The organism is Rhodoferax sp. (genome assembly GCF_028689295.1).
GTDB lineage: Bacteria > Pseudomonadota > Gammaproteobacteria > Burkholderiales > Burkholderiaceae_C > Rhodoferax.
Genome location: NZ_JAQTWL010000061.1, coordinates 1 through 3,730, shown reverse-complemented (window position 1 = coordinate 3,730; position 3,730 = coordinate 1). Strand labels below are relative to the sequence as shown.

Annotated in this window: 6 protein-coding genes; 1 reads left to right on the top strand and 5 read right to left on the bottom strand. The window is 52.8% G+C overall.

From position 1 onward, the window contains the following. On the top strand, positions 1-90 hold a 90-nt coding region (locus PHF15_RS17065), incomplete at its 5' end, for a S26 family signal peptidase (RefSeq protein WP_366520626.1). Positions 91-183: 93 nt separating this feature from the next. Here the strand turns inward: PHF15_RS17065 and PHF15_RS16745 are convergent. The 5 genes from PHF15_RS16745 to PHF15_RS16725 all read right to left on the bottom strand — a co-directional run bounded on the left by PHF15_RS16745 (position 184) and on the right by PHF15_RS16725 (position 3,665). After that, a complete protein-coding gene (locus PHF15_RS16745; RefSeq protein ID WP_300122993.1) occupies positions 184-759 on the bottom strand; it encodes a hypothetical protein in 576 nt (191 codons plus the stop codon). A 26-nt stretch (positions 760-785) separates the two neighbouring features. Next, positions 786-968, bottom strand: a complete 183-nt coding sequence (locus tag PHF15_RS16740; protein ID WP_300122992.1) for a hypothetical protein — start codon at positions 966-968, stop codon at positions 786-788. A gap of 74 nt (positions 969-1,042) precedes the next feature. Beyond that, positions 1,043-1,339, bottom strand: a complete 297-nt coding sequence (locus tag PHF15_RS16735; RefSeq protein WP_300122990.1) for a hypothetical protein — start codon at positions 1,337-1,339, stop codon at positions 1,043-1,045. A 99-nt stretch (positions 1,340-1,438) separates the two neighbouring features. Next, positions 1,439-3,343 carry a TraI/MobA(P) family conjugative relaxase gene (traI, locus tag PHF15_RS16730; RefSeq protein WP_300122988.1) on the bottom strand — a complete coding sequence of 635 codons (1,905 nt, stop codon included), beginning with the start codon at positions 3,341-3,343 and terminating at the stop codon, positions 1,439-1,441. After that, a complete protein-coding gene (locus tag PHF15_RS16725) occupies positions 3,333-3,665 on the bottom strand; it encodes a ribbon-helix-helix protein, CopG family (protein ID WP_300122987.1) in 333 nt (110 codons plus the stop codon). Before PHF15_RS16725 ends, traI begins: the two co-directional genes overlap by 11 nt. Positions 3,666-3,730: the final 65 nt, after the last annotated feature.

Below are 3,730 nucleotides of genomic sequence, written 5' to 3'. Positions count from 1 at the left end.
CTCAAGCATGGGGAAATTTGGGCTGCTGGCGAACACCCGAACAGCTTTGATTCCCGGTATTTCGGCCCAGTCAAGATTCCAAAAGATTGAAAATGGGCCACAACACAGCACGATTCTCGGCCGAGCTTGTTGCTTTCCCGGTTCTTGACTACGAAAGTGATGACCCTACTCGCCGAAATCCGTTCAGTCCGTAGCGCAAGACGTCCTTGGTTGCCGCAACTCCGTCAAGGTGACTGCCGCGACCAAATCGTCAGGGGCAATGACTTTTTGAGGCAAAAATGGAACAGAACGCGTTGGCAAGTCTTTGATCACGCCGGCAACACGCAATGCAAGGGCAACAAGCTCCGTGCAGTAAAGTTTCTTACCGGCATCACCCAGTTCCAACTGGTCATCAAATGGACGTCCCAAAAGCGATTTAGCTGCGCTTTGCACGGCATCCACCTTGTCCACGGGCATCAACAAGACTTCACCGTCTGAAGCCTGCTCGGGACTGAAAAACGCCTCCGGCTTTTCCAGCTTTGTGCCTGCTCCAGGCATGGCACTCTCAATGTAGATTTGACCTTCCGGTACCAGTTGAACGGCAATGCCAACATGGCTCCATCTGCCCCCGCCCTGCCCGAAAAGTACAGCTTGCGTAATTGGGTCATTGTCCAGCCCACGCCGTGCAACAACCGCACCTGGCCGAACTGCTGCAATAGCATGGTCTCTCCAGGCCTGTGGTTCCGCTGTGACGGGAATGGACACCACCATGAGCGTCATGACCACCACGAGGCTGCCTGCGTGCCTCATCTAGGAGAAAAACCAGCGTTTGCCAGTCCTATACGCACTCTTTCAATGGCTTCCCGCATGAGATATGCCTCACAGTCATCCACTGCATTGCTGCGCATTTCCGTAAAGCCAACACGCTTGACAAATTGGGCAAGGGCATGCGCCAGTTCTTCGTTCAATTCAATTGAAAAAGTAATCATATGAAAATATCATTCAATATATTTCGAATTCAAACACTAGAATTAATTGACAGTATGTTCATACGGAATGGTTTCTACAGAAATCGATAACTGACATATCGAAAGAACTGTTTGATCACCTCGATGGACAGATACCAAAATCCTGGTAAAACAAATCTGCAAACAACCAGCCACGCACAAAACCCCATCAGGGCCAGGACTGCTCCTTGCTTTTGATCCCAAGCCATAGACCCAAACCAAATGGCACCACCCCACACCAGCAAGGTAGCCGCGATGCAAACCATCCACTTTGCGCAAAAAACAGCTTGACGGTATTTACACAAAGCCATATTCATACAACGCCTTACTTTGATTTTTAAATTGTTATTCATGGCGAATTAAATCCATCAAAAAGCGGTTGAAAAATATAGAACATTTTACAGTGCACCAATATTAATTCAAGCAGTATCTTGTTACAATGATTTCTCAACTCATAATTTCATTTCATTCTCTTTTTGTTTATCCAAAGTTATCTTTGAGAGCTCCGGATTCCTCAATCTGATGCCCATCATCAAGGCCTCCTTTGCAACCAACTCCCGGAACGCCAGTGAGCCGGTGACGAATACTTCGCCACCATATTTTTGAGAGGCCAGCAGCAGTCCGGCACGCAGGGCCTGTTGGTCGCACTCTTGCGCCACATCGATTCGTGGGCCGCTGTCGGTCAGTCGCACCTTGCCACGGGTGTCAAGGTACTCGATACAGTGCTCCGATGTGATCCTCAGTTGGGCGGTTCGGATGTCGAAATAGTCCGTGTTCATCGCGCCGCGGATACCGTTTCCCTTGCGTTTGAAATGGCTGATAAGTCCGAGGTCTTCACCCTCGATGCCCGCCTTTTGTTTGTTTTGATCACGCTGGGCACGGTAACGCAGCCCGCGAAGCGCAGAAATTGCTGCTTCATTGCCAAGTGCGGCCTGCCGCTCCAGCCACGGCAGCCATTCCATGGCGTTCGCATGTGTGAGTGTCAGGCGTTCACGTTTTTGTCGGTCTACCAAATCCTCCATCGCAGCCGTACGCTGTGCCGCCCACAGTAACCGCGCCACTTGGCTGCCATATTGATTTTGCAGATGGGCCACTGTCCCTGCTTTGGCTGCCGCAATCTGTTGGAGCAAGTCTGATTTTTCTGACTTGTGAAGCACTCGCAATTCAAGTCTTGCGGCCTTGCGACTGTCCTTTGCCGTGCATTTTTCCGCCTTGTATTGCTCAAAGAGCGCGGTGCGTGCAATGGCACGGTCAAGTCTGGCTTGCTCGCGCTGGTCTCCTCGCCCGGTACGTCCGGGATGTTCTTGCGAGTCCGGGTCAGTACCGCAGGCAATACGGGCAACATAGTCGTTGTAGGTGGATCCGAATTTCGGCCCATTGACCACTAAGGCAGGCACCGTGGCGATGTCTGCTGACTGGTACTCACCAAATCGGTTTTGCAAGCGCCCCAGACTCAGTGCATAGTGAACGGCCGATGCCTTGGTTTGTGTCGCCTTGTCCAGCATGCTGGCCTCGAAAATCAAACCGGATTTGACTTTAACCACCCGTAGGCCTCTGGCGGCGCAAGCGCCATGAAATTCCTGCCAGTTCTGGGTTGAAACAAGTTCTGGCGCAACTTTGTTTTTGAGCCAGCCTGCCAGTGATGGCAGTCCCGCTGTAACTTCGCCCATTCGCGCCTTCACTGCGGGCGCATAGGGTGCCAGTGACTTGTCTGTCTGTAATCCAAGCTGGCGGCGCAGGGCATGTGTCAGCCGCTTGATTTGTCCATCAATGACCACGTGTGGGCCGTTGTCATGCTGCCAGCCCTGCTCCAGTTCGATTTCTCGACAGGTTTTGTCCAACACCAGGAAGTCATAGCGAGGTGGACCGGTCAATATCAAATGGTCAGGGTGAACACGGTTGGCAATGATGTGAATGTGGTGGTGGTGATCTTTATCGCGGTGGATCGCAAAGAATGCCTGGTTGTTGGCCATGCCAACCGCGTTGAGTGCCCGGGCGGCGGCGGCTGTGGCTTGGTCAACGGTGGGCCGCTCGCCCGCCTTCCATGACAGGACCACGTGATAAAAAGGATTGGTTTTGGGATTAGCCTTTGATCTTGAGGCCCAGGCCCGCGCCGTGCCATCCATCAATTTGATGATTTGGCGACGGTCGTCCGGGTCAGTGGGGTTCAGTCCCTCCATGTTGAAAGAGGCTGCTTCCAGCACACCCTCACGTGCAAGGTAATTGACGGCGTCCTCCGGTTCGTAGCGGCCTGGTTCTGCTTGCTCCGGACTCCTTTTCAGGTCATCAACCACATAATTCGCTGCGCTGGCCACTGTCTTCCAGGACTTGTTCAGCAAAATGACTTTAGCCAGCATGGACCATTCCGACTGCTTTGTCTTTGCCGCTTGATGCGGTGGCTTCGAGCGTGTCAGCACGTTCACGCAGCTCATGGATCAACGCCCACCATTTTTTTCGGTCTTCTGCCGTCCACCGGCTATCTCTGGCTGGGTACAGGTGTTTGAGCATGGCTCCCAGGCGGCGAAATTCATATCCGGCCTGAGCTCGTTCAATGGTGACGAATACAGCACCATGCAATGCGGTGTCACGGATCAGCTGAGACACGCTGACACCCAGAGCTGCTGCACGCACATTGAAGCGTTCGGCTTCATCAAGCGAAACCCTAAGTTTTAAGAACATTGAGCGTTGCATGATCAGACGGAATCATTCACCGGCTGACCGCGTTGAGGCGCCAGGACGTCGCC

Bases quoted from the DNA above. Each gene is read 5' to 3' on its own strand.
- PHF15_RS16725 (WP_300122987.1), bottom strand. From the start codon at position 3,665: ATGTTCTTAAAACTTAGGGTTTCGCTTGATGAAGCCGAACGCTTCAAT.
- traI (WP_300122988.1), bottom strand. From the start codon at position 3,343: ATGCTGGCTAAAGTCATTTTGCTGAACAAGTCCTGGAAGACAGTGGCC.
- PHF15_RS16735 (WP_300122990.1), bottom strand. From the start codon at position 1,339: ATGAATAACAATTTAAAAATCAAAGTAAGGCGTTGTATGAATATGGCT.
- PHF15_RS16740 (WP_300122992.1), bottom strand. From the start codon at position 968: ATGATTACTTTTTCAATTGAATTGAACGAAGAACTGGCGCATGCCCTT.
- PHF15_RS16745 (WP_300122993.1), bottom strand. From the start codon at position 759: ATGACGCTCATGGTGGTGTCCATTCCCGTCACAGCGGAACCACAGGCC.